The following is a 21,893-nucleotide window of genomic DNA, read 5'->3' on the forward strand; positions in this document are numbered from 1 at the left end:
ACTTTTTTATTGCACATAGCCACTAGCGAGTAGTTTTTCTCAAACTTTTTATTAAACACGCTAGCTGTGAGCAAACACCGTCACCAAATTAGCGAACCCTTACCATGACCATAATTAATAATACCCAATACCGTAAACCTTTACCGGGCTCAAATGTCGACTACTACGATACGCAAGAAGCCGTAGATGCAATTAAGCCAGGTGCATACGCCACACTACCTTATACATCGCGTGTATTTGCCGAAAACCTAGTACGCCGATGCGACCCTGCCATGTTAACCGATGCACTTAATCAGCTGATTGAGCGAAAGCAAGATTTAGATTTTCCGTGGTATCCGGCGCGGGTAGTGTGCCACGATATTTTAGGGCAAACAGCGCTTGTTGATTTAGCTGGGCTTCGTGATGCAATTGCAGCCAAAGGCGGCGATCCGGCTAAAGTGAATCCTGTGGTACCCACGCAGTTAATAGTGGATCATTCACTGGCGGTAGAGCATGCCGGTTTTGATCCTGACGCATTTGAAAAAAACCGCGCCATTGAAGATAGACGAAATGATGACCGTTTTCACTTTATAAACTGGACTAAAACTGCGTTTAAAAATATTGACGTTATTCCACCGGGTAACGGCATTATGCATCAAATTAACCTTGAAAAAATGTCGCCGGTTATTCAAAACCGAGATGGCATTGCATTTCCAGATACACTAGTTGGTACCGACAGCCACACGCCTCATGTTGATGCACTGGGCGTTATTGCCGTGGGTGTAGGCGGGCTTGAAGCTGAAAGCGTTATGCTTGGCCGTGCTTCCTATATTCGCTTGCCTGATATTGTTGGTGTTGAGTTAACAGGCAAGCGCCAACCCGGTATTACCGCAACCGATATTGTCCTAGCCATTACTGAATTTTTACGTGAGCAACGTGTTGTATCTACTTATTTAGAGTTTTACGGTGAAGGTGCAGACGCGCTTACACTTGGCGACAGAGCGACCATTTCAAACATGACACCTGAATTTGGCGCAACTGCAGCCATGTTTTATATCGACGATAAAACAATAGATTACTTGCGTTTAACAGGGCGTGAAGAAGAACAAATTGCCCTTGTAGAAAACTACGCAAAAACAGCAGGCCTTTGGAGCGATAGCTTAAAAACCGCAAAATACGAACGTGTACTTAAGTTTGATTTATCAAGCGTGGGACGCAATATTGCGGGTCCGTCTAATCCGCACCGCCGTGTATCGACAAGCGATTTAGCTAAAGAAGGTATTTCGGGCGTTGTTGAAAATGAAGAAGGCTTAATGCCAGACGGCGCATGTATTATTGCCGCTATTACTAGCTGTACTAATACCAGTAATCCACGCAATGTAATTGCTGCAGCACTCCTTGCCCGTAACGCAAATGCCAAGGGTTTAACGCGTAAACCTTGGGTTAAAACCTCATTAGCACCGGGCTCAAAAGCAGTGCAATCATACCTTGAAGATGCAAACCTACTAACAGAGCTTGAGCAACTTGGCTTTGGCATTGTTGGTTTTGCGTGTACAACGTGTAACGGTATGAGCGGGGCGCTTGACCCTGTGATTCAAAAAGAAGTAATTGAACGTGATTTATACGCAACGGCTGTACTTTCAGGTAATCGTAACTTTGATGGGCGTATTCATCCTTATGCTAAGCAAGCATTTTTAGCGTCACCTCCTTTGGTTGTTGCATACGCTATTGCAGGTACTATTCGCTTTGATATTGAAAAAGGGATACTTGGGCAAGATCAACAAGGCAACGATATTACGCTTAAAGATTTATGGCCATCGGATGAAGAGATTGACGCAGTAATTAAGCAAAGCGTTAAGCCTGAGCAATTTAGAAAAGTATACGAGCCAATGTTTAATTTAACCGTAGATTACGGTGAAGATAACGACCCACTTTACGACTGGCGCCCAGAAAGTACGTACATTCGTCGTCCTCCTTATTGGGAAGGTGCACTTGCGGGTGAGCGCACTATGACTGGTATGCGCGCGCTTGCAGTTCTTGGAGATAACATTACAACGGATCATTTATCGCCATCAAACGCAATTATGGCAAGTAGCGCTGCTGGCGAATACCTGACCAAAATGAATGTGCCAGAGGAAGATTACAACTCGTACGCAACGCACCGTGGCGATCATTTAACAGCGCAGCGCGCAACCTTTGCAAACCCAAAACTACTTAATGAAATGGTGCTTGATGAAAACGGCGACGTTAAACAAGGTTCTTACGCTCGCCTAGAGCCACAAGGCACTAATACCCGTATGTGGGAAGCAATCGAAGCCTACATGGAGCGTAAACAGCCGCTTATTATTGTAGCCGGTGCCGATTACGGTCAAGGTTCGTCGCGCGATTGGGCTGCAAAAGGCGTAAGACTTGCAGGCGTTGAAGTAATCGCAGCAGAGGGCTTTGAGCGTATTCACCGTACTAACTTAATTGGTATGGGGGTTTTACCGCTTGAGTTTAAAGCAGGCACAACGCGTAAAACTCTAAAGCTGGATGGCAGTGAAACGTACGATGTAACGGGCGATTTAAAACCAGGTGCCACCGTTAATTTAAGTATAACCCGTAAAGACGGTGAAGTACTCACTGTGCCTGTGAAGTGCCGTATAGATACCCAAGAAGAGCTTTCTATTTACGCAGCTGGTGGTGTGTTACAACGCTTTGCTCAAGACTTTTTAGAAGCAACGCAATCGGCATAAGGGCAAACACTATGTTTAAACCGCAAATTAAAGTGCCTGCAACCTATATGCGTGGCGGCACCAGTAAAGGTGTATTTTTTAATTTAACTGATTTGCCAAAGCCTGCTCAAGTAGCAGGCGAGGCGCGCGATAATTTATTACTGCGTGTTATTGGCAGCCCAGATCCGTACGGCAAACAAACGGATGGAATGGGTGGTGCTACATCAAGTACCAGTAAAACCGTAATCCTAAGTAAAAGTGAGCAAGCCGACCACGATGTTGATTACTTGTTTGGTCAAGTGGCGATAGATAAACCTTTTGTAGATTGGAGCGGTAACTGCGGCAACTTAACGTCAGCAGTCGGAGCTTTTGCCATTAGTAATGGTTTGGTCGATAAAAGCAGAGTACCTAATAACGGTGTTGCTATTGTGCGTGTGTGGCAGGCTAATATTAAAAAAAACATATTAGTGCATGTCCCTATGACAAATGGCGAAGTGCAAGAAACCGGTGACTTTGAACTCGATGGTGTTACTTTTGCTGCAGCTGAAGTAAAACTTGAATTTATGGACCCCGCTGATGGCGATGGCGCGTTATTTCCAACAGGTAACGTAGTTGATGACCTAGAGGTTCCAGGTGTTGGTACTCTAAAAGCAACCATGATAAATGCAGGTATTCCTACTGTATTTATTAACGCCGCTGATATTAATTATACCGGCACAGAGCTGCAAGACGATATAAATAACGATGTTGCAGCGCTTGAAAAGCTTGAAACCATTCGCGCTTATGGCGCTGTTAAAATGGGCTTAATCACTGATATTAATGAAGCGCAAGCTCGCCAACATACACCAAAGGTTGCGTTTGTTGCAGCGCCTTTAGATTACACTGCATCTAGCGGTAAATTTATTGAGGCTGCCAACATTAACTTACTCGTGCGCGCAATGTCGATGGGTAAACTGCATCATGCCATGATGGGCACAGCCGCTGTAGCTATTGGCACTGCCGCAGCAATTGAAGGCACACTCGTAAATATAGCCGCTGGTGGCGGTGCATTGAGTGAAGTTAACTTTGGTCATCCGTCGGGCACCCTAAAAGTAGGTGCTGAGGCTAAAAATACTGCAGGTAACTGGCTAGTTACCAAAGCAAGTATGAGCCGAAGTGCACGTGTATTAATGGAAGGGATTGTAAGAGTCCCTTACTAATCACTGGTGAAGTTAAGCGCAACTAAACATTTATTTTAGTTAAGCAAACAAATTTTATAAACGTTTGCTTAGCTAAAGTAAAACCTACTCACACTCGTTAGAAATAATCCTTTTTCATTAATTTTTCGAATTATCGTCTTTTTTAGCTCTCATCCACCGCATTTACTTGAAGAATATAATTAACAAACTAGATTGTATGTAATATTCATTTAATAAAGTGAATATATTGTATCAATATGTGCTGGTTCTTTATGAGTGTCTATAGGTTGTTGAATAATAGAGATGCTGATAAAGAAGTAGCTCATAGAATAAAGATAAATACTTCTATAAAACGTATAAATATGTAGCATAACTATATAGCTTAATGGTATTTTTAATGTTCTAGTAACAAAAGTTATGATTGTGTACTTTTTTGATGCTTTTTGAATATAAAAGCTTACATAAATCACTATCAACTAAACTAATTTATGATACTCATTCTAGGCTATCAAGGAGAAATAAATGTTAAAGCGTACGATCAAATTTACACCTATCGCAGCTTCAGTTGCACTTACATTAGGCTTAACAGCATGTGGCTCAGACAATGATGGAAATGTCTATGTGCCACCAGTTGAGTCTGTTACCTCATCAGATGATGCGCAGTTCAATGTAGAAGTAACAGGTAAAGCTGTTAAAGGAGCTATGAAAGGTGCAGTTGTTAGTGTAATGACATTAAACGCAACAGGTGAAAGCGTGCCTGTTGCATTTAGATTAGAAGCTTCTGCTGAAGCTGAAACATTTACGGGTGAAGCAACATCACAAGATGCCGCCGACGCAGCCGTTGAAGCAAGCAAGCTTGCAGGTAACCCTGATGCGCTAATTACTAATGACAGTGGTCGTTACAGCATTTACTTGGAAGATAATTTTTCTGGACCTGTATATATTACAGTAACTACTTCAGAAGAAGGCGACGATAGCTTCTTACGATGTGATGCATATGTTGGTTGTGGTACTTACGACACAGCGCCAGAAGAAGATAACGTTAATGATGGCGACATGAACATTGAATTTGGCGAATGGTATAAAGCAGACCTAGAGCTTTCTGTTGTGAAATATGTAGCTCCAGTAAAAGCTGATTCGTCTGAGGCGAGTGGTGCAGCAGGTGATGCAAATGTAGCACGTTCGTTTAGAGCTAATGTAACTTTTTTAACTACGTTAGTCGCTCAAGCTCTGCTTGAAGCCGAGGGTGATATTGATGCTGATTCTATTGCAGCAACCAGCCTAAATACTATTGTTCAAATAATGGGACCTGACGCAGTTATTTTATTGTCAGCACTTATTGGTGACTTATCTAATGGTGGAGCCGTAGATTTAAGTGAAGTAGACGGTGAAGAAAGCCTTTCTCAAGGTGTATTGATGATTGCACAGCTATCTTCATCAATACAAGGTTTACCATCAATTACTGATGCGATGGCTAGTATTAAAGCAGGTATCGCATCCGGTACATTAAGCACGACTGATATTGCTAAAACGTTGCAAATTGCAGTTTCGAGCACTGCGAGTGTGTTTACGGCAATTGCAACTGGTGATGAAGTTGCAATTAAAAACGCATTAGAAGCAGCTTTTTTAGCAAATAATCCAGATGCAACTGCTGAGGAGATTGCCGAATTTGCACAAAATTCTGCTGGTATTGCAAGTAAAGCTAAAGCAGCGAAAGATCAGGCAGTTAAAAATGGTGCAGCTACAGATGAGGAGCTAGCTAAATTAGCAATAGTTGTTCAAGCAGCTTTAGAAGAGCTTGGTTGTACTGAAGATGAGTGTGTAATTGAGGGTGATTTTTTTGCCGAACTTGCGGTAGAACTATCAGCTCAAATTGACGCATCTTCTGTAGAACTTACATCTCTACAAGCATCTGTAGAGTCGGCTGAAGCAACACTTGTTGACGTTGAAGAGCTTGCTAGTACGGTTACAGACTTGGAGACAGCAATTGAATTTGTTGCTGCTGTAGCTGCGCTAGAAAATGAAGCAGAAGCTTCTAATTTAGCGGCTGCAATAGAGACCCTACATGTGAAAGCTCAAGGCTATGTTAACACTGCAACTTTACTGGTATCTCAAAATTCTGATTATCAGAGTATACTTAGTACAGCAGCTACCCTTGAGGAATTAGCTTTAATAGAGGTGAATAAAGTAGAAACCTATGATTCCGCCCTTGCACAGTTAGTAATCGATGCAGAATCTATTATCACTGAATACGAAATTGAAGTCGAAGCTGCTAAAGAAATCGCTTTAAACACCGCTGATATTGCTGACGAAAAGAAAACAGCTGCAAACACTTCAGAAGCTGCATCTACTAGTGCATTAGCAGCCGCTCAGTCTGCGGTTAATTCTGCTGCTATGGATGTAGAGATAAAAGTAGAAGCAGCAATAAATGCAGCTTCTGAGTTTTCTGCTGCGGTTGATGTACTAGAACTTGCAGTTCAACAATCTCTTAAGGCCGCACAAGATTACCTAGATGCTTCTGTTGCTGAGTCTGATGAAGAGCTTGAAGCAGAAACGCTTCTTGAACAAGCTGAAATAATGGCGAGTGAAGCAGCGGTACAAGCAGAGCTTGCAAATGAACAACTATTAACGGCGTTAAATTTACAAGAAGAAGCTCAACTAGTCGTTGCTACAGCTTCAGTCAAAGCTACCTCTGAATCGCTTTCAGCAATGACTGTACTTACTAGTACAGGTGGTCAATCGGTTATTGATGCAGCCGATATCCTAGTTGACGTTATCGATGAGCTTGGTGGTATGGGGAACTCAGGAGATGGCAGCTCAACACGTCAGCCTAATTGGTCATATAACTATGATTTAGATGCCTTAACCTTGGCATTAGAGAATGAAAGCACCGGTGAAATGATCAGTGCTTCTGCTTCTTACCAAGGAGACAAACTTGTTGTTGCTTGGGGCGCTACATTAGTGGGAGATGAAGGTGTATCTATTAAACTTGTTACAGGCGAAAGTCGTACTGCAGCTCTAGAAGAATGTGAACAGTTTGCTGCCGGTACAATTACAGATCCTACTCAAATAGATTCATGTTTAATTTTCACCTTTGATGGTGAAGTAGATGCTGAGACAGTTGATGATGCAGAAATCGTCAACACTGAAACTTGGAATCACGTTGAAATTATGGACGGTGAGTCTGGTTTTGTAGGCATGTTAAATTTAACTGCTGATGATGCTACTGACATGGGTACAGTTACACTTGAAGGTATGTCTGGCGACTTAGACTTTAAAGTAATGGGTATGGTTGACAGCAGTGGTGATGAAGATGAAAGTACATTAGAAGTTATGGTTAAAGGTGACACAGCAATGGGTTACACATTATCTCTAACTGGTATGGAATCTACAGGTTACACTGGTGATGTTAAAGCTATGTACAATGGCGAAATGATGTCATTCGGTTCAGCCAATAAAGTTACTAACGGTGTATCAATCACTTACATTGATGGTGATGTAGTGTCTTACACTGATGTTGATTTAATTGATTCATCTAAGTAATTTAAAACTATAAAAGGGGAAAGCATCGCTTTTCCCTTTTTTTATAGAAAGCGATTTTATTATGAAAAAAAAAATTCTCTTGTTAGGATTTTCAACAGCTCTTATTTCTCCTCTTGCTTCCGCAGATAACCAATTTCAGATATTTACTCATTTTGACGCAGAAATTTATACTGAAGCACAACCAGTACAAGCCTTTGTAGATGATTTTGATGCACCATTAAAATCGGGTGACAGTGCATTTACCTATAATATTTTTGAAGTGGGTGTTGGCTACGGTAATTTTAAAGTGGGTTTACAAAGTCGTTATGACTATGTTCTTAACTTTGATCCTGATACAGCTAAATATACTCATACCGAAAAGAATGATTTAGAGTTTGAAGATAGATTTTATACTTATTACCTTGATGCTAAACAAGCAACGTCTAATGGTGTATTCGTATCTTATGATTTTAAATTTTTAGATAAAAATGCATTAACAATAACACCTAAGCTTTCTGTTTTTGCCAGCTCACACTATCAAGATGCCACTGTAAATGGTGAGATTTTTAGTGATGAAGTTGAAGGTGCTGTAACTGTCGATTACAACTTTTCAAAAGATATTTTATTTAAAGAATTTACACCTTCACAAAAGCCTGAAGGGCTAGGCTATAGCCTAGATATTTTTGCCGATTGGCAAGTAAATGATGAGCTTAAAGTTGGTTTTAGCGTAAAAGATTTGCTCTATAAAACTCAGTACGAAGACAGTGGCTCTGTAAAGGGTCAAACTACTGAAATTCCATTTAGCGAAGATGATAACGGCGATATTATTACTCAGCCAACAGTTTCATTAAAAACATCTGCATTTGGAAATACGGTATCTCATGATTTCGAAATGGAAATGCGACTACAAGCATTTGCCGATTACAGAATAAACGACCGATTTTCGACTCAGTTAACTTTAAAACGTTACGATAAAGACACGTTTAGCCAATTAAAAGGCCGTATTCACTTTTGGGATCATTGGCGAGTACAAGCAGGCTACGAAACAAAAAGCGAAGCATTTTTAGTTGGTATTGAAAATGAGTATTTTGGTCTTAATTTACAAACTGATAGCCTAGATTTAGATAAAGCCTATTATGCGAATGTGAATTGGTACGTGAACATTAAGTTTTAAGGAATGAAGATGTTAAAACAAATTATACCTTTTGGGGTCGCTATTGCATTGGCCGGTTGTGGTTCTTCATCAGACAGTGACAGTTCAGAATCTGTTGCAGTGAGTGAAATTGCTACATCTTCTTCTGTCAGTTTTTATGTATCTAATTGGCAATCACCACAGGGCACGCTTAATGTTTTAGATAGCGATGGGGTGGTGCAAGAATCAATTGAAGTCGAAAACATCAATACTGCGAGTGTAAGTGTAACTCCACTTACTTTTAATAGTTTTGAGTTTATACCTAGCGATACCACTCTACCTTGTCCGCGATTTACAGGGTGTGGCAGAACTGTGCGTGGTGATGTAAATGACTTAAACGCAAACCGGTTAATCGACTACCAAGAATTGACAACCGTTACTCTTAATTACAAAGCGGATGCATTTAGTGCACCGGGTGTAAATAAGGTTTATTTATCACCATTGAGCAAAGCAATTACAGAAGAAGGCTTTAGTGCTACACAGGCGAGTTTATCAGCCACGCCTTTTTATCATTTAACGCACAGTAATTTAAATGCAAGTGTTGAAGCAGAAATGGTGACAAATGCCTTCACCTACGCGGCAATTTTAGCTGGTGTTGCTGATAGTTCGTTTAGTGTTAAAAGTGCTTTTAATGCATTTACTAACTTGGAGGCTGACCAGCAAGCATGGCAAGATTACAGCGATTTAGCAGCGCAGTATGTAACAGATAACTTATTTAGCGACCAAGGTAATGCTTTGCTGAAAAATGTAGCTGGTCAAGTTAAGCAAACGATTGCAAGTGTAACTACATTTACAAATTGGCAGGCTCGCTCAGCAGAAGTGCAAAGCTTAGATTCAAGAGAGTTACTTGTTGATACGCGAAATATAATTGGTGTTGCAAGACTTCAAGAAAAAAGCTATTCAGATGAATTAGACGCAAAATTTACTGAGCTTGAAGGTGCGTTTGATGAAGATACACAAAGAACCCTTGATGCACTTAGTAATGCTTTAAACGAAGTTATCACAAATTATTCACCACTAGCTGATGGCTCTACACCATCAGGGCAATATAAGCTTCGTGATTTAGATATTGATTACAACCAATCACCTTATACTTGGGCTATTACTGGCACATATGATGAGTTACCTATAACTATTGATTTATCAATTCCAACTTTCAGAGTAAGTGGTGTATTAGGTAATAAAATCGAAGGTGTAATGAGCGCAACGGTCACAAATGGTGCTACGGTATTAAGTGTGGATGTAAGTGAGTTGCTGATTGAGTTTGATGGCATAGATGCTCAAAGTGAATTAAACCCAGAAGTCGATACGGGTATTACACAGGTAACGACCAACGTAATTATCAATAAAGCAGCGGGTAAACTCGAAGGTGATTTATCAGTAAACTTAAACCGTTTTGTTAATTCACTAGGTGAGGAGTCAACCACGTTATCTACTTTTGATTTTAATGGCGATTACGTAAGCGACATTCAAAACACTGCATTTCATATCACAGCAGTAGAGGCTTCGCCTTTTGTTGGTGAAGATAATGACGATTTAGCATTTACTTTTGAATTAGATTTTCCATTGAGTGGTGCAAGCGATTTTAAATTTGCGTACGTAGGCGATGTGGAAAACTTATCAGAACTTACTTCTACAGATATATTTGTTAGCATAAAAAACCGCGCGTTAGATTTACGTATTCGTGATGTTAGTGGCAACATTAATCTAATAGCAAAAGGCGAAAATGGACGTTGGTTAGATGTAAAGCAAAAGGGCCGTAATTACAGTGGCGGTTTATATTTTGGTGATACTAAACTAGCTGATGTTACTGCGGTACGTGGTATTCCTGGTGTTTTATTTCCAAATGGTGAGTTTGAGTCGTTATTTTAACCATTAGATTAAATAATTAAAAAACTCAGCATATGCCTTATAGCTCAGCGCTTTTTGCGATGAGTGAAGTGTTTTTATAACTATTCGAAATCCGGTATTAGTTTTCTAGTATCGGATTTTTTAATGTTTGTTATATTAGTTAAATGCGCCTGAATCGAGGTAGTTGCCAATCCCAAGTGTAAACATCCATAGCCCCCATAAGCTGTGCTCAATAACACACACGACCGTTGAGCGGCTTTGTGCGTAGGTATACGCAAACAGTAAACCGCCCAAAAAGGCTAAGGCTACTGCAATCCAATTTGCATACACAATATGCGCCAGCGCAAATACACTCGCACTGACTACAATACGCACTGATTTTTTTGGCATGATGCGTTTATAACGATGAAAAAAATACGTTCTGAATATTAATTCTTGAGGAATAACCGACAGTATTGGGTAGAGCACCAACAGTAAAAGCCAATCATTAAACGAGTTACGGGGAAGGGTAAACCAGTTGCCTTGATGAATAATCCCGTAAAACATGCCTGAGAACAGCGCACCTAAAAAAAAGAAGCTAAACACACGCCTTTTAACAGCAGAAAATTGCCCAAGGCTTGTGAGTCTAAACCGTTTAAAATGGGGATCGCCTAGTAGCAACATACAACACACACTCATAAGTATAATAAGCGCAGGGATAAGCCAATTAGCTAAATGCTCGCGTAATCCAAAACCCAACAAGGGCAGCAATATAAAAATGAGGGTAAATTCAAACCAGCGGTATTGATTAGCGTTCAAGGTCGTCTCAACTTGCTTTTTTTAATAAGCTAACAAGCTAAGACGACACTTTTATGACGAGGAGCTTACTTTGCAGGTTCTTCTTCATCAGGGAGGTATTTGTACAAGGCAATAATAGTGGCAAAAATACTTACAAAGGTAATACCCATTAAACCAAATACTTTAAAGTTAACCCAAAAGTCGAGCGAAAAATTATATGCAATATAAATGTTTAGTGCTGCGATGCCAGCAGTAATTACAACCCACATTAAATTAAGCTTATCCCATAATGGTTCTGGGACAACAATGGCTTGTTTTGTATCATTAGCGTTTTCGAGGATTGAGCTAAGCGCTTTTTTAACGAGATTTTTATTAAGTACATAACGGCTAACAAGTAACGTTAAACTTAAACCTGCATATATGAGTGTTGCTTTCCATTTAATGTATTGCTCATCATGAAGTACCAGCGTTAGCGTACCAAACACGGCAGCAATGCCAAAAAATATCCAATGACGAGTAGGCACATTGCCATGTTTAAAGTAGCTATAAGCAACTTGAATAAGCGTAGTGGCCATTAATAAACCGGTAGCCCAATAAATATCGACGAGTTTAAACACTGCAAAAAACAGTATGAGTGGAATGTATTCAATTAATGCGTGCATATACTACCTAAATTATACAAAAAAGAGTCAAAGGCTTTTTACCACATAAAGCTTAGCAACTACAAGGTTGACTTGTTCCCCTGTAACCCTTAGCCTGCGTGGCTTTATTACCAATTTGGTTTGGTATTTTTCATATCATCATATTCCCACGCTTAACCAACACTGATTTGGCGTGTATTTAGGAGCCTAAAATGAATAAAGCAGAACTCGTTGCTGCCATTGCACAAAAAAGTGAATTAACAAAAAAAGATTCTCAAGCGGCACTTTCAAGCTTGCAAAAAGTCATTACTAAATCGCTTTCTGAGGGCGATCAAGTTCAAATTAATGGCTTTGGTACGTTTGCGCTTAGTTATTACCCAGCGCGTACTGGGCGTAACCCACAAACAGGGGCTGCAATTGAAATAGAAGGCGCAAATAAAGCGGTTTTTAAACCGGCTAAAGCGTTAAAAGACCTGCTTTAAATTTATTTAAGGTTTTAAACCTCGTATTGATAGATAAGCTACATGAGCGCGAAGTAAATTCGCACCTACGGGTATATACTGTAGGTCAGGATTACACGTCGCGTTTAATGGCTTTAAATTACATGAGCGCGAAGTAAACGCACCAATGGGGAAATATGCTGTAGGTGAGGTTTTATACCTCGCTTTTGGTGGTGTTAAATTACATGGGCTGGAAATAAAGTCGCACTTATGTACATTATTCATAATCTCTAAATAATTTACATGGATTATAAATCCTACTTAAATTAAATCCTTTATTTTCAATTGCTTGTTATCGGCACGCATCGTGCTTTTTTGATTGTGTATTTTAAATATACCTTTTAAGAAAATAAGGAGATCTCAATGAGTACATTACAAACAAGCACACGTTTACAAGGCAAAAAAATCGCAATTTTAGCCACTGATGGATTTGAGCAAAGTGAGCTTTTATCTCCACGCAGCGCATTACTTGATGCTGGTGCGAACATCGAAATAGTATCAATTAAAGAAGGTCAAATTACTGGCTGGGATGAAGACAAGTGGGGCGATAAAGTAACAGTAGATAAACTAGTTACAAACGCGGATCCTGCTGATTATGACGCGCTTATGCTTCCTGGTGGTTTATTTAATCCAGACAGTTTACGCCAAGATAAAGATGCTAAAGCATTTATTGATGGATTTTTCGGCGCAGAAAAAAACAAACCCGTTGCTGCTATTTGCCACGCACCGTGGTTGTTAGCTGAAATTAATAAATTGCGCGACCGTACTATTACTTCTTTTCCTAGTATTAAAAGCGATTTAATTAATGCAGGTGCTAATTGGGTTGACCAAGAAGTATGTGTAGACCAAGGTTTAGTAACAAGCCGAAGCCCAGCTGATTTAGAAGCATTTAATGCTAAGTTTATTGAAGAGATTTTAGAGGGTAAACACCAAGCTCACTGATTTGCTTTTTAAAAAACAAAAAAGGGCATTTTAAATGCCCTTTTTTAATGCGTAAATTTACACTTTTTATAATGCGGTTGCCGCTTTCATTTCACTAACAAATGCTTTTAACTGCGTTGTCATTGCGTCTAAATCGTTAAGGTTAGCTTCAATAATTTTAACTACAGCAGAGCCTGAAATAGCACCTGCTGCGCCTGCATTAAGTGCCGCTTTTACATCATCTGGTGTTGAAATACCAAACCCTAAAAGAGCAGGAGCTGCATGGTATTCTTTTAATTTAGTGACAATATTACCCGCTGGCATTTGTGCTTTTGTATCGGTACCGGTAACACCTGCGCGCGATAGTAAATACGTATAACCACGACCGTAAGAGGCGCATTGGCGAAGTGTGTCGTCATCCGCATTAGGTGTTGCTATAAAAATTGGGTCTACACCGTTATCCATCGCCGATTTTCTAAATATTTTAGATTCATGCAGAGGCACGTCAGCCACTAAAATAGAGTCTACACCTACCGCTTTTGCATCTTTGTAAAATGCTTCTATGCCGCGCTTAAAAACAAGGTTTGAGTAAAGCAATAATCCAATTGGAATATCGGCGTTATACTCGCGTATCTCTTTAATAACATCAAAACAATCTTGCGTGTTAATGTGCACATCAAGTGCGCGAATATTAGCTTTTTGAATTACAGGACCATCCGCAATTGGGTCAGAAAACGGAATACCAAGCTCAAGTGCATTAGCGCCGCCGTCAATTAAGCTTTTAATAATCGCAACACTTTGCTCTTTACCTGGGTCGCCAATTGTTACAAATGGTACAAACGCACCTTGTTTTTTCTCGTTAAGCGCTGAAAACATTTTACCGTAACGATCCGTTTTTACTTGGCTCATAGCTGACCTCTTTCAGATAGTACATTGTGAACGTGTGCTAAATCTTTATCGCCACGACCACTTAAATTAATAACTAAAACGCTTTCCTCGGTTTGCTCTTCTGCATACTTAAGTGCATAAGCAAGCGCATGGCTTGATTCAAGCGCCGGAATGATCCCTTCGTTTTTAGCAAGTGATTGAAACGCATCAAGCGCTTCTGTATCGGTGATACCCACGTATTGCGCTCGACCGGTTTCGTGTAAAAATGCGTGCTGAGGACCAACCGCAGGGTAATCAAGACCCGCTGATACAGAGTAAGACTCTTCAATTTGGCCATCGTCATTTTGCATAATGTACGTGTAAGTACCGTGTAATATACCTTTAGTGCCTTTACAAATTGTTGCACCGTGCTCATTTGTATCAAGCCCTTTCCCAGCAGGCTCAACACCAATTAATTTAACGCCTGGCTCGTCAATAAAGTCAGTGAACATACCAATTGCGTTTGAACCACCACCAACACAGGCAATAACAGCGTCAGGTAAACGACCTTCGGCTTTAAGTACTTGTTGTTTAGCTTCTTCACCAATAACTTTTTGATACTCACGTACAATTGTTGGGAATGGGTGAGGACCCGCAGCCGTGCCTAGTAGGTAATGCGCGTCTTGATAATTTGCTGACCAGTCACGCAGGGCTTCATTTACTGCATCTTTTAATGTGCCAGAACCCGCTGTTACCGGAATAACCTCTGCGCCCATTAACTTCATTCTAAATACGTTTGGTTGCTGACGTTCAACGTCTTTTGCGCCCATATAAATTCGACATTTTAAACCCAGTAATGCACATGCAAGCGCTGTTGCAACACCGTGTTGACCAGCACCTGTTTCAGCAATTACTTGTTTTTTACCCATACGCTTAGTAAGTAACGCTTGGCCAAGTACTTGGTTGGTTTTATGTGCGCCGCCGTGTAATAAGTCTTCACGCTTTAGATACAGTTTTACTTTTGGGTTTTTAACTAAATTGCGCGTTAAAGTAAGTGGGGTAGGACGACCCGCATACTCGTTTAATAATTTACTTAGCTCAGCCTGAAACTCAGGATCTTTTTGTGCTTTGTTAAATTCGTTTTCTAACTGCTTAAGCGCAGGGACAAGTAACTCGGGTACAAACATACCGCCAAACTCGCCAAAATAAGCTGGATTTTGCATTTTAACCTCAATAATTTCTGATGCTTGTAAAAGCATTATGTAATTTGTTAGGGCACTTTTTACCCGCAGATTCTTCAACGCCTGAGTTTAAATCAAGGCCTAAGGCACCTTTAAAAAGCGCATCTTTAATATTGTCTGGATTTAAGCCTCCAGCGAGCATAAACGGTGTAGTTGCATCATGAAGCACCGACCAATCAAATGCTTTACCTGTACCGCCAGCTTGTGTATCGCTGTGTGTATCGTAAAGGTGTCGGTCAACGCCATTTACAGGCGTTGGCAATGCATCTTTTATTGCTTGGGCTTTCCAAATCTCACAGCCGGTAGGTAACTGTGTACGCAACTGAGCGATGTAATCGTCACTTTCTTGACCATGTAATTGAACTGCCGCCAATTTTAGCACACTTGCGTATTGAGCAACTTGATCAATTGGGGCATCTACAAACACACCCACAAAATTAAGCGGGGCACTTTGGCTAAGCTCTTTTGCGCAATCTAAATCAACATAGCGTGGCGATTTAGGATGAAAAATTAAACCACCGTAAATAGCACCGTTTTGATATGCCGCTTGTGCATCTTTGGTACGTGTTAATCCACATACTTTATTGTCACCTAAAATAACACGGCGACATGCTTGCTCTAAATCACGCTCGCCCATAAGTGAGCTGCCAATTAAAAAACCATCGCATAATGGAGCTAAACGTTTTACGTCTTGATGGGTGTAAATACCCGATTCCGAAATAACCACTTTATCAGCCGGAATAAGCTTACGTAGCTTTTCGGTAGTGGCTAAATCGGTGCTTAAATCGCGTAAATCACGGTTGTTAATACCAATAATTTGTGCATCAAGCGCAAGTGCACGGTGTACTTCTTCTTCATTACTTACTTCGGTTAATACCGACATATTCAGAGAATCGGCAACAGCGTGCAGTGCCTTATAGCTCTCGTCATCGAGTACTGAAAGCATTAATAATATAGCGTCACCGCCATAAATACGCGCCATATACACTTGGTATTCATCTATAAAAAAGTCTTTACAGATAAGCGGTTGTTCTACTTGGCTGCGCACAAATTCGAGGTAATCAAAACTGCCTTGAAAATATTTAGCATCAGTTAACACGCTCATGCAGGTGGCGTATTTTTTATAAACTGAGGTAATTTCGGTTAAATCAAATGGCTCTCTAATTAACCCTTTTGAAGGCGATGCTTTTTTACATTCTAAAATAAACTGTGTACCTGGAGCGGCTAATGCTTTGTAAAAGCTACGGCTTGTAGGCACTGCAAGGTGCTTAAAGCTTTCAAGCGGGCGTGCGGCTTTACGCTCAATTAGTTCTAATTTTTTATCAGCAACAATTTTGTCTAATACATTAGCCATTACTTACCTCAATAATTGCATTTAGTGTGTTCATGGCTTGCCCTGAACTTAATAATGTTTGTACTTGCTTTGCCCCTTCTTTTAACGTTTCTGCTTTACCTGTTAGGTATAAAAGGGCAGCTACGTTAACCACAATGGCAGCATTATGTGCATCTGTGCCTTTGCCTTGTAAGATGGCAAGGCTAGCATTTGCGTTGTATTGTGGGCCTTCACCAGCGAGTTGTTCAAGTGAATAGTTTGCAAGGTCAAAGTCGCTTGGGTTTAGTGTGTACTGTGTAAGCTCGCCATTATTTAGCTCAACTACCGTTGTTGGGCCGTGTAGAGCTATTTCGTCAGTGCCCGAGCCGTGAACAATCATAGCGCGCTTTGTGCCAAGGGTTTTAAGTGTTTGTGCCATTGGCATACATAACGCTTCGTTGTACACACCTAACAATTGCACATCAGGTGCTGCTGGGTTAGCAAGCGGGCCTAAAATATTAAAAATAGTGCGGGTTTTAAGCGCTGTACGCACGCCCATCGCATGGCGTACGCCACTGTGATAGTGCGGTGCAAACAAAAAGGTAAAATTGGTTTGCTCAAGGCATTTTGCTGCCTGCTCTGGGCTCATATCTATATTAATGCCCAGCGCTTTTAGTAAGTCGGCAGAGCCTGAATTACTCGATACACTGCGATTACCATGTTTTACCATGTTAATGCCAGCAGCAGCAGCAACTATGGCTGCTGTTGTGCTTATATTAATTGTGTTTGAACCATCGCCGCCAGTGCCACAGCTATCGGCAAGTTGTGTACTGCTGGTAGTAAAAGCAACAGCGTTATCGCGCATTGAGGCTGCAGCACCTGCTATTTCATCGCTTACTTCGCCTTTAATTTTAAGGCTTATTAGTAGGGCGGTTAGCTCAATCTCGCTCATGTTACCTTGCATTATTTCATCAAACAGTGCTTTGGCGTCTGCGTAGCTTAATGATTGCCCTGTAATTAGTTGTTCAATAGCGTGTTGAACATTTATGGGTTGTTCTGGTTGTGTACTCATAATGTCCTCTATTATTTGGCACGTGTTAAGTAAGCGACACTTTGCTGAAGTAGCATTGCGCCGTTTGGCGTCAGTATAGATTCTGGATGAAATTGGTAACCCAATGCGTTGTCATCATGATGATAAATAGCCATAGGGATATCTTCGTACTGGGCAATAACCTTTATATTATCAGGCACTTTTGTTGCCATTAACGAATGGTAACGTGCTACAGGCATTGTATTGCCCATACCATCAAATACAGGATGTTCGCCTAAATTAATAATTGAAGACTTACCATGTACGGTTTCACCCGCATGACCGATTACTCCGCCATAGCTTTGTGTTAATGCTTGTTGGCCTAAACAAATGCCTAGCATTGGGAAGTGGCCTTTAGAGAGCTCAATAAGCTCCATTAAACAGCCTGCATCGCTTGGTGTGCCAGGACCTGGGGAAAGTACTAAGAGTACTTGTCCTTGCTCTTGGCGCATTTTATTAAAAATAACCTCAGCGCTAATGTTGTTTCTGTAAACAACCAGTTCGCAGCCAAGCATCGTAAGCTCATCAACTAAGTTATATGTAAATGAGTCAAAGTTATCTAAAAAATAGATTTTAATAGGATTCGTTTTACTCATTTTATACCGCCTTATACGTAGATTTTATGGCGGTGATAACCGCTTGTGCTTTAGCGCGAGTTTCGTTTGCTTCTGAAATAGGATCTGAGTCAAACACTACACCTGCACCTGCTTGCACGTAGGCTATGTTATTTTTAACAAAAGCAGAGCGAATAACAATACAGCTATCCATTGCGCCATCACCGGTTAAGTAACCTACAGCGCCGCCATAACTGCCACGGCGTTTCCCTTCAGTTTGACGAACAAGCTCAGCAGCACGTACTTTTGGTGCACCAACAAGGGTGCCCATATTCATACACGCTTGGTAAGCGTGCAGTGCATCAAGTTCTGGTTTTAATGTGCCAACAACGCGTGAAACTAAATGCATTACCTGTGAATAGCGGTCTACTTTTAATAACTCTTTGGCAAAACGAGTACCTGCAACACTAATGCGGGCTACGTCGTTACGCGCTAAATCAACAAGCATTAAATGCTCGGCGCGCTCTTTTTGATCGTTTCTTAGTTCCAGCTCAATGCGGCTGTCTAAGTCTGGATTTATTTGCCCGTTAGCAAATTTGCCGCGCGCTCGAGTACCAGCAATTGGGTAAACTTCTACTTGCTGATTACTTACGTCGTACTTAAGGGCCGACTCAGGAGACGCGCCAAATAATGCAAAGTCTTCATCGCGCATATAAAACATGTAAGGGCTTGGGTTTTGCTTTTTAAGCTGGCTATACGCATGTAAAGAATCAGGGCAAGGTAGTGAAAATGTACGCGACGGCACTACCTGAAAAATATCACCATCAACAATATTCTTTTTAAGCTTAACAACTTGCTCGCAATACGTTTCGTCGCTTATATCAACGCTTACCTCACATTCGCCACTTTGCATATCCGCACTAAATTCTGCTGCGTTATCGCAAAGTGTATTTAACCGCTCAAGCTCTTTACCTACTTCAAAGCAGTTAGCGTGTACGTCTGGGCCATTAAATACATTACCAATGAGTTCGGTTGTTTGTTTTTGATGATCAATAACAACTAACGTTTCAGCTAAATAAAATACGTAATCTGGGCAGGTGTTTTCGCCATCAGGTACATCACTTAATTGCTCAAAGTTTGCCACCATATCGTAGGCAAACACACCGCCTAAAAATACCGAAAACGGATTTTCGGTAGTGCTTTGAATGCTGTTAATACAGTTACGAAGAGCGCTGAAGGCGTTATCGGCAACAAGCTTACTTGCTTCGTCTATATCGCTGCTTGTGTCTTGGTAGTTAAGTGTAAGCGTTGTGTCGTTTAATTGTGAATCACAGCTCTTAACATTTGCTTGTAAGTAGCTTAATAATTGCTTGCCGTTATTAGATTGTGCGCTAACCGTTACCGTTTTACCCTTACATACAATGCGCAGGGCGCTATCAACTAAAATTAAACTTTTTACACTGTCTTTAGAATCAATCTCAGCTGATTCAAGCAGTAGTGAGTTAGGCTTATCAAGTGCCGCGTATAATGCAAGAGGGCTACTAATATAGTCGCGTACTTGCGTAATGCTTGTTACTTCGCCTGGTGTGGTAGTTATATGACTAAAAATCAAACCTCATTCCCTCAAAAAATTAAACCCCGCAATGCTTTTGCAATGCGGGGTTTGAATAACGATATCTAAATTACAAACAGATCATTACCGTCCCGCTATATCAGGCGCCACCACCAACGATGTGTAAGAGTAAGACCGTTATTCATGTTTTTCTGCCTCAAAATTTATTAAATATTTTTAACGTATACGTTTCGTAAAATTTAGTTAAAAAAAAACCCGCATAGTTGCGGGTTTTGAATTTTTGCTAGACACGACAATTCATCACCCGAAAATTACGAGTGCCACCACCAAATAGTGTTTAAGTTTGAATTGATCATTATTGTTAATTCTTAATGTGTCTGAAAGTGGCTACAGTAAAACGTATCTTATGCTTTTGTGTCAAGTGTTTATTTAAAACAATTTAGTCAAAAAAGTTGTTATACTTACATAAACACCAGTAACCCTTAATTTTAAGCAGTTTTCTTTTGATAAAATACGATTTACATAGCCATACTACACATTCAGACGGGCGTTTGACGGTTGAAGAATTATTGCATCGCGCTGTTGATAAAAATATTGATGTGTTTGCTATTACCGATCATGACACTGTGGCGGCTATTAAGCCTGCTCAGCAATTTATTGAAGCAGAAAACTTACCGCTTTCATTAATAACGGGTACCGAAGTGTCTACCAAATGGGAAAGCTTCGAAATTCATATTGTAGGTTTAAATATTGATATTAATAATATTGACCTTACTTCTTTATTAACGGCTCAGCAGCAAAAGCGAGAAGAGCGTGCACTAGAAATTGGCGCACGCCTTGCAAAAAATGGCTTTGATGGCATTTACGAGCAAGCTAAAGAGCTGGCAAAAGACGCGCAAATTACGCGCGCACATTTTGCACGCGCTCTTATTGAGCGCGGTGTAGCAAAAAACTTTCCTGGTGTATTTAAAAAGTATTTAGGTCGTGGCAAAACAGGCTATGTACCTAGTTGCTGGTGCACCATGCAAACCGCTGTGGAGGCAATACATGCCGCTGGTGGTGTTGCTGTACTTGCTCACCCAAGTAGCTATCAAATGTCAAACAAGTGGCTACGCAAATTATTAGTAGAATTTAAAAGTGTAGGAGGAGACGCAATGGAAGTTGCACAACCTCAACAGGCGCCAAGCGAACGTCAATTTTTAGGTGAACTCAGTCGTGAGTACGAACTACTTTGCTCGCAAGGGTCTGATTTTCATTTTCCGACAAGCTATTTAGAGCTTGGCAAAAATTTATACTTACCGAAAGACTGCCAAGGTGTTTGGCAAGTTTGGGAAGGACAAGAAGGGGCATTAACATGAGTCAATTATTCCATATTCATCCTGATAACCCGCAACCAAGATTGATTAGTCAAGCCGTTGATATTATTAAACAAGGTGGTGTTGTTGTTTACCCAACAGATTCGGGCTATGCTATTGGCTGTAATATTGGTAATAAGCAAGCCAAAGAGCGCATAGAGCGTATTCGTGGTATTGAAAAAAACGATAATTTTACGCTAGTTTGCCGTGATTTATCGGAGCTATCTACTTATGCACGTGTAGATAACCAGCTATTTAGATTAATTAAAAATAATACGCCAGGGCCTTATACCTTTATTTTTAAAGGCACAAAAGAAGTCCCTAAGCGTCTATTAAACGACAAGAAAAAAACCATTGGCATGCGTGTAATTGAACACCCAATTGCTTGTGCGTTACTTGCCGAACTTGGCGAGCCATTAATGTCGTGTTCTTTAATTTTACCCGGGCAGCAGTTTACTGAATCAGATCCGGATGAAATATTAGAGCGATTAGATAAACACGTTGATTTAATTATTCACGGCGGCCATTTAGCCGAGCAAGCAACCACAGTAATCGACTTGTCAGAAGATGAAGTTAAAATATTGCGTGTTGGCTGTGGTGATACAAGCCCGTTTGAGTAATAACAA

At 40.6% G+C, this 21,893-nt stretch carries 17 protein-coding genes; 9 read left to right on the forward strand and 8 right to left on the reverse strand.

Going from position 1 to position 21,893, the window contains the following annotated elements; genetic code table 11:
- The first annotated feature begins 104 nt into the window (after positions 1-104).
- The 5 genes from acnD to FFU37_RS05535 all read left to right on the forward strand — a co-directional run bounded on the left by acnD (position 105) and on the right by FFU37_RS05535 (position 10,457).
- Positions 105-2,714 (forward strand): Fe/S-dependent 2-methylisocitrate dehydratase AcnD, encoded by a 2,610-nt coding sequence (gene acnD, locus FFU37_RS05515; protein ID WP_138488931.1) that lies wholly within the window; start codon positions 105-107, stop codon positions 2,712-2,714.
- A gap of 11 nt (positions 2,715-2,725) precedes the next feature.
- Positions 2,726-3,892 carry a 2-methylaconitate cis-trans isomerase PrpF gene (prpF, locus tag FFU37_RS05520; RefSeq protein WP_138488932.1) on the forward strand — a complete coding sequence of 389 codons (1,167 nt, stop codon included), beginning with the start codon at positions 2,726-2,728 and terminating at the stop codon, positions 3,890-3,892.
- Between the two features lie 501 nt (positions 3,893-4,393).
- The gene (locus tag FFU37_RS05525) at positions 4,394-7,414 is read left to right on the forward strand and encodes a coiled-coil domain-containing protein (RefSeq protein ID WP_138488933.1); all 3,021 of its coding nucleotides are present in this window, start codon (positions 4,394-4,396) and stop codon (positions 7,412-7,414) included.
- A 61-nt stretch (positions 7,415-7,475) separates the two neighbouring features.
- Positions 7,476-8,567, forward strand: a complete 1,092-nt coding sequence (locus FFU37_RS05530; protein WP_138488934.1) for a hypothetical protein — start codon at positions 7,476-7,478, stop codon at positions 8,565-8,567.
- Between the two features lie 9 nt (positions 8,568-8,576).
- Complete coding sequence (locus FFU37_RS05535) at positions 8,577-10,457, forward strand: hypothetical protein (protein ID WP_138488935.1); 1,881 nt, start codon at positions 8,577-8,579, stop codon at positions 10,455-10,457.
- A gap of 135 nt (positions 10,458-10,592) precedes the next feature.
- On the opposite strand, the gene FFU37_RS05540 is transcribed toward FFU37_RS05535, so the two are convergent.
- The gene (locus FFU37_RS05540) at positions 10,593-11,234 is read right to left on the reverse strand and encodes a CPBP family intramembrane glutamic endopeptidase (RefSeq protein WP_138488936.1); all 642 of its coding nucleotides are present in this window, start codon (positions 11,232-11,234) and stop codon (positions 10,593-10,595) included.
- A 65-nt stretch (positions 11,235-11,299) separates the two neighbouring features.
- Complete coding sequence (locus tag FFU37_RS05545) at positions 11,300-11,875, reverse strand: inner membrane-spanning protein YciB (protein WP_033038311.1); 576 nt, start codon at positions 11,873-11,875, stop codon at positions 11,300-11,302.
- Positions 11,876-12,066: 191 nt separating this feature from the next.
- On the opposite strand from FFU37_RS05545, the gene FFU37_RS05550 reads away from it, so the two are divergent.
- Together FFU37_RS05550 and FFU37_RS05555 are read left to right on the forward strand one after the other, a co-directional pair.
- On the forward strand, positions 12,067-12,336 hold the full coding sequence (locus FFU37_RS05550) for an HU family DNA-binding protein (protein ID WP_002961590.1): 270 nt from the start codon (positions 12,067-12,069) through the stop codon (positions 12,334-12,336).
- A gap of 381 nt (positions 12,337-12,717) precedes the next feature.
- On the forward strand, positions 12,718-13,296 hold the full coding sequence (locus tag FFU37_RS05555; RefSeq protein WP_024595007.1) for a type 1 glutamine amidotransferase domain-containing protein: 579 nt from the start codon (positions 12,718-12,720) through the stop codon (positions 13,294-13,296).
- Positions 13,297-13,362: 66 nt separating this feature from the next.
- Here the strand turns inward: FFU37_RS05555 and trpA are convergent, their stop codons facing one another.
- From trpA to FFU37_RS05585, 6 genes are read right to left on the reverse strand one after another with little or no spacing between them, the layout of a single operon-like run.
- Positions 13,363-14,184, reverse strand: a complete 822-nt coding sequence (gene trpA, locus FFU37_RS05560; RefSeq protein WP_138488937.1) for a tryptophan synthase subunit alpha — start codon at positions 14,182-14,184, stop codon at positions 13,363-13,365.
- Entirely contained in the window at positions 14,181-15,365 is a 1,185-nt protein-coding gene (trpB, locus tag FFU37_RS05565) for a tryptophan synthase subunit beta (RefSeq protein ID WP_002961582.1), read from the reverse strand. Before trpB ends, trpA begins: the two co-directional genes overlap by 4 nt.
- 7 nt (positions 15,366-15,372) lie before the next feature.
- Positions 15,373-16,737: a bifunctional indole-3-glycerol-phosphate synthase TrpC/phosphoribosylanthranilate isomerase TrpF gene (trpCF, locus tag FFU37_RS05570; RefSeq protein WP_002961581.1), complete on the reverse strand. Its 1,365-nt coding sequence runs from the start codon at positions 16,735-16,737 to the stop codon at positions 15,373-15,375.
- Positions 16,730-17,767 (reverse strand): anthranilate phosphoribosyltransferase, encoded by a 1,038-nt coding sequence (gene trpD / locus FFU37_RS05575; protein ID WP_138488938.1) that lies wholly within the window; start codon positions 17,765-17,767, stop codon positions 16,730-16,732. The genes trpCF and trpD overlap by 8 nt, the downstream gene beginning before the upstream one ends.
- An 11-nt stretch (positions 17,768-17,778) precedes the next feature.
- Entirely contained in the window at positions 17,779-18,381 is a 603-nt protein-coding gene (locus tag FFU37_RS05580; protein ID WP_008138352.1) for an aminodeoxychorismate/anthranilate synthase component II, read from the reverse strand.
- 1 nt (position 18,382) lies between these two features.
- Positions 18,383-19,951 (reverse strand): anthranilate synthase component 1, encoded by a 1,569-nt coding sequence (locus tag FFU37_RS05585; RefSeq protein ID WP_138488939.1) that lies wholly within the window; start codon positions 19,949-19,951, stop codon positions 18,383-18,385.
- A 464-nt stretch (positions 19,952-20,415) separates the two neighbouring features.
- On the opposite strand from FFU37_RS05585, the gene rnm reads away from it, so the two are divergent.
- Together rnm and FFU37_RS05595 are read left to right on the forward strand one after the other, a co-directional pair.
- Positions 20,416-21,270: an RNase RNM gene (gene rnm, locus FFU37_RS05590; protein ID WP_138488940.1), complete on the forward strand. Its 855-nt coding sequence runs from the start codon at positions 20,416-20,418 to the stop codon at positions 21,268-21,270.
- Complete coding sequence (locus tag FFU37_RS05595) at positions 21,267-21,887, forward strand: L-threonylcarbamoyladenylate synthase (RefSeq protein ID WP_002961576.1); 621 nt, start codon at positions 21,267-21,269, stop codon at positions 21,885-21,887. The genes rnm and FFU37_RS05595 overlap by 4 nt, the downstream gene beginning before the upstream one ends.
- Positions 21,888-21,893 lie beyond the last annotated feature (6 nt).

Source organism: Pseudoalteromonas distincta (assembly GCF_005877035.1).
Classification (GTDB): domain Bacteria; phylum Pseudomonadota; class Gammaproteobacteria; order Enterobacterales; family Alteromonadaceae; genus Pseudoalteromonas; species Pseudoalteromonas distincta.

Coding starts and splice junctions, on each gene's coding strand:
- trpA (WP_138488937.1), bottom strand. CDS start 14,184: ATGAGCCAAGTAAAAACGGATCGTTACGGTAAAATGTTTTCAGCGCTT.
- FFU37_RS05550 (WP_002961590.1), top strand. CDS start 12,067: ATGAATAAAGCAGAACTCGTTGCTGCCATTGCACAAAAAAGTGAATTA.
- FFU37_RS05525 (WP_138488933.1), top strand. CDS start 4,394: ATGTTAAAGCGTACGATCAAATTTACACCTATCGCAGCTTCAGTTGCA.
- prpF (WP_138488932.1), top strand. CDS start 2,726: ATGTTTAAACCGCAAATTAAAGTGCCTGCAACCTATATGCGTGGCGGC.
- FFU37_RS05580 (WP_008138352.1), bottom strand. CDS start 18,381: ATGAGTAAAACGAATCCTATTAAAATCTATTTTTTAGATAACTTTGAC.
- FFU37_RS05555 (WP_024595007.1), top strand. CDS start 12,718: ATGAGTACATTACAAACAAGCACACGTTTACAAGGCAAAAAAATCGCA.
- trpB (WP_002961582.1), bottom strand. CDS start 15,365: ATGCAAAATCCAGCTTATTTTGGCGAGTTTGGCGGTATGTTTGTACCC.
- trpD (WP_138488938.1), bottom strand. CDS start 17,767: ATGAGTACACAACCAGAACAACCCATAAATGTTCAACACGCTATTGAA.
- FFU37_RS05535 (WP_138488935.1), top strand. CDS start 8,577: ATGTTAAAACAAATTATACCTTTTGGGGTCGCTATTGCATTGGCCGGT.
- acnD (WP_138488931.1), top strand. CDS start 105: ATGACCATAATTAATAATACCCAATACCGTAAACCTTTACCGGGCTCA.
- FFU37_RS05530 (WP_138488934.1), top strand. CDS start 7,476: ATGAAAAAAAAAATTCTCTTGTTAGGATTTTCAACAGCTCTTATTTCT.
- trpCF (WP_002961581.1), bottom strand. CDS start 16,737: ATGGCTAATGTATTAGACAAAATTGTTGCTGATAAAAAATTAGAACTA.
- FFU37_RS05595 (WP_002961576.1), top strand. CDS start 21,267: ATGAGTCAATTATTCCATATTCATCCTGATAACCCGCAACCAAGATTG.
- FFU37_RS05545 (WP_033038311.1), bottom strand. CDS start 11,875: ATGCACGCATTAATTGAATACATTCCACTCATACTGTTTTTTGCAGTG.